General features: G+C 41.7%; 3 protein-coding genes and 1 pseudogene. All 4 read left to right on the top strand.

Annotated elements, in window-relative coordinates:
* The first annotated feature begins 455 nt into the window (after nucleotides 1-455).
* A complete protein-coding gene (locus A3763_RS15475; protein WP_068633967.1) occupies nucleotides 456-878 on the top strand; it encodes a hypothetical protein in 423 nt (140 codons plus the stop codon).
* 470 nt (nucleotides 879-1,348) lie between these two features.
* Entirely contained in the window at nucleotides 1,349-1,630 is a 282-nt protein-coding gene (locus A3763_RS15470) for a hypothetical protein (protein WP_068633550.1), read from the top strand.
* Between the two features lie 559 nt (nucleotides 1,631-2,189).
* Nucleotides 2,190-2,801 (top strand): hypothetical protein, encoded by a 612-nt coding sequence (locus tag A3763_RS15465; RefSeq protein ID WP_082880484.1) that lies wholly within the window; start codon nucleotides 2,190-2,192, stop codon nucleotides 2,799-2,801.
* A gap of 101 nt (nucleotides 2,802-2,902) precedes the next feature.
* Nucleotides 2,903-3,084, top strand: a pseudogene (locus A3763_RS29655) (aldehyde-activating protein); the annotation flags it as partial.

Below are 3,084 nucleotides of genomic sequence, written 5' to 3'. Positions count from 1 at the left end.
CCGGCCACAAAAACACGTGGCCTGCGTTGGACGCACGATAGAGCCGTGCGCCGTTTATAAAAGCGTTAAATGTTTTTTTGCCTTAAAGGTTAAGGCTCAATATTCGGCAAGGAATGCACGTTTCTAATCTGGCATCTTTCCGTTTAAATTTTTAGGGTAGGTGGTACGGTTTCCAACTGTTCCGCTCCGCTGTTTAAGCTTCTCAGGTACATTTTAATTTGTAGAGGTTTCGTTGGTGGTGTGTTCCTAGGGAATCCGGTAAAGTCATCAACTCATATATTTTAGTCGCAGGCAGGTACTCAAGTTTCGCCTTCGGCTACACAACGTGGCGTTTGGGTTGTTGGGTGTATCAAAACATCTAACCAGTACATCAAAGATCGCCCAAACAAGTTTGGGCTGGACCGTCGCGACGCGCCGGCCCTTTATGTAAGCGTTAGATTTTTATAGGAGATAATATGGAAATTACACTATTGGTTTTGGCGGTAGTTGTTTGTGTAGCCGCTTTTTATTTTGGTAAGAAAGCTACTTTCGAATTCAATGAGCGTTGTGAACAGCAGTTCAATTTTCGGCCAATCAACCTTAAAAATATAGCAGTTTCTGCTTCACCGCTCATTATTGTTTTGTTGGGAGTCGGCTTTGATAATGGCCGGGGCAGCATTAATACAATTGCTTCAATTTTAATATCTGTGGCAATAATCGGTATTCTTTATAGGTATATAAAAACAAAAACATCGGCTTACATTGCAAGGGTGTCTATAGCTGTATTATTACTTTACGGTCTTGGTTTTGTGGCAATATTATTGTTATTGTTTTCTCTTTATATCGCAGATAGAAATAACGATGGCCGCTCAATTAACGAGAAAATGGGGCTGTTTTAATCTAACAAGTGTAGCCTGTCTCGCCCCAGCAAAAAGACGCTATGGCTGGACTTCGCTTCGCTCGGCCGCAGCTACAGGCGTTAAATGTTTTTTTTGCCTTAAAGGTTAAGGCTCAATATTCGGCAAGGAATGCACGTTTCTAATCTGGCATCTTTCCGTTTAAATTTTTAGGGTAGGTGGTACGGTTTCCAACTGTTCCGCTCTGCTGTTCAAGCTTCTCAGGCACATTTTTATTTGTAGAGGCTTCGTCGGTGGTGTGTTCCTAGGAAGTCCGGTAAAGTCGCCATCTATGGTGTTTTTGTCTCAAGGCAAGCACTTAGGTTTTAACGTGGTGTTTGGTTTAGTTGGGTGTTCTAAAACATCTAACCAGTTCATCAAACATCACTCCGGCCACAAAGAGACGTGGCCTGCGTTGGACGCACGATAGAGCCGTGCGCCGTTTATAAAAGCGTTATGTTCTCTAGGTGGTCATGGAAAAGGTCGAAATAGAAAACTGGAGCTGGACATTACTCCGCCACAACGAAAACTTTATTTTGTCAGTAGTTTGTGGCTCTGTTGGTATTTATACGGTCGAAGTAGTACTTAGTAAAGCCGAAATAGACCACTATAAGGCCAAAGGTGTTGCATTCATAAAACAGCTTGCGAGTAACATACGTAGTAATCCAGAATCATCAAAAAGCAAAAGCCTTGGTGCTTCGCCCATTGCTAAAGAATTGGAAATCGCACTCAATGAATGGAAATCTAGAAATTAAAAACATAACCAGCAGCACCAACGGACTCCGCAAAAGTCGCATCTTTTTTGTTCCAAAAAAGCAGCCACTTTCGCTCCTCCGTTGTGCTGGGCGTTAGTTGTTTTAATCCCCGAAGATTGAAGGGCTGAATGTATTGTTCTTTTCGTCACATTATTCGGCATTGAATAGGGGCATAATACCCCGTTCTATTTATGGCCACTTCGTTAGCAGCATTGTATTAGGTATCATCAGTATCATTCTCATCCTGATCAAGCGAGAGTAGAAGGCCAAACAAAAGATCAGAATTTTAAAATCGTTGTGATCGGGGAATGGATCGTTCTAAATAACTATCTAGGCAACCGTACAACTAACAAGGCCAAGCAACATCAACCACTTCGTGGTTTGGACAGCCTTGCAGCCGCGCTTTTTGTGCATGGCTTCGCCATTATGGCACAAAAATCACAACTACAAGTCTGCCGTTGTTGGCAGCGTTAGGCTTATTCATTAACCAGAAACCGGATTAAGTATGAAGACGATAGGAATTTTAATAGCATTAATAGTTCTTTCTGGATGTACTTCGTTGAAGAAGAATGGTGGAGGAATAGAAGAAACACTAATTGATTACCCCGCAATTGGCACTGAAACAACTGCTTTCGTTGGCGAGGAAATGCTCGCAAAAGGCAGCAAGAAAACTGTCAATGCAATATCTCTGAAGTATACAACCTCAGTAGGTTTGCTCGGCTCTTACACTTTTTCTCCTGGTATATACACCCAAGTCGGATACAGCGGGAACAAAGTATTTTACGCTCCAACGAACTATGGAATGGTCCAAAAAAGTACCTTAGCTGATCCCTATGGCGGTATGTATATTGATCATAACGAAAAGGAAATCTGCGGTGTTTCTGCGTTTGGTGGTACAGTTTGCTCAGATGCTGACTATGACATCACCAAACACACAAACAATGACATGTTATCTTTTCAGCAAACACTACTTTACTCTGGAAAAATCGGAAATAAAGTCAATATTAGCTATCGAGAGTTTTCTAATAATAAGGCTAGACCAGCCTTCTCAAATGATGTTGAGTACGATTTAAACGAGTCTAATGTAATAGGTTACAAGGGGGCGTTACTAGAAATCATTAATGCCACCAACCAAAGTATTAAATACAAAGTTCTTAAAAATTTCAGGTAGCCTAACAAATTGCTCAAGCATCGTTCCGGCCAAAAGACGGCCTCCACTGGACTCGCTAGCGCTCTCCGCTTAGCAAGGCGTTAAGTGTTCAAGGAGGAAACATGGTCAAAGCTACTTGTCATTGCGGTAATATCGTTATAACAGCAGACATGCTACTAGAATCAATTACCAGTTGTAATTGTTCAATGTGTTACCGGCTAGGTGCTCTTTGGGCTTATTACACAGTCGATCAAGTTGATATTAAAGTAAAATCAGAGGCTACTGTTTATTTGTGGGGTAGCAA

The sequence above is a fragment of the Oleiphilus sp. HI0128 genome, assembly GCF_001635365.1.
Note: the sequence above shows the minus strand (reverse complement) of the source record. Positions and strands in the feature narration are given on the sequence as shown.

Excerpts from the sequence above, each read along its gene's own strand:
- A3763_RS15475 (WP_068633967.1), top strand. The coding sequence starts at position 456 with ATGGAAATTACACTATTGGTTTTGGCGGTAGTTGTTTGTGTAGCCGCT.
- A3763_RS15470 (WP_068633550.1), top strand. The coding sequence starts at position 1,349 with ATGGAAAAGGTCGAAATAGAAAACTGGAGCTGGACATTACTCCGCCAC.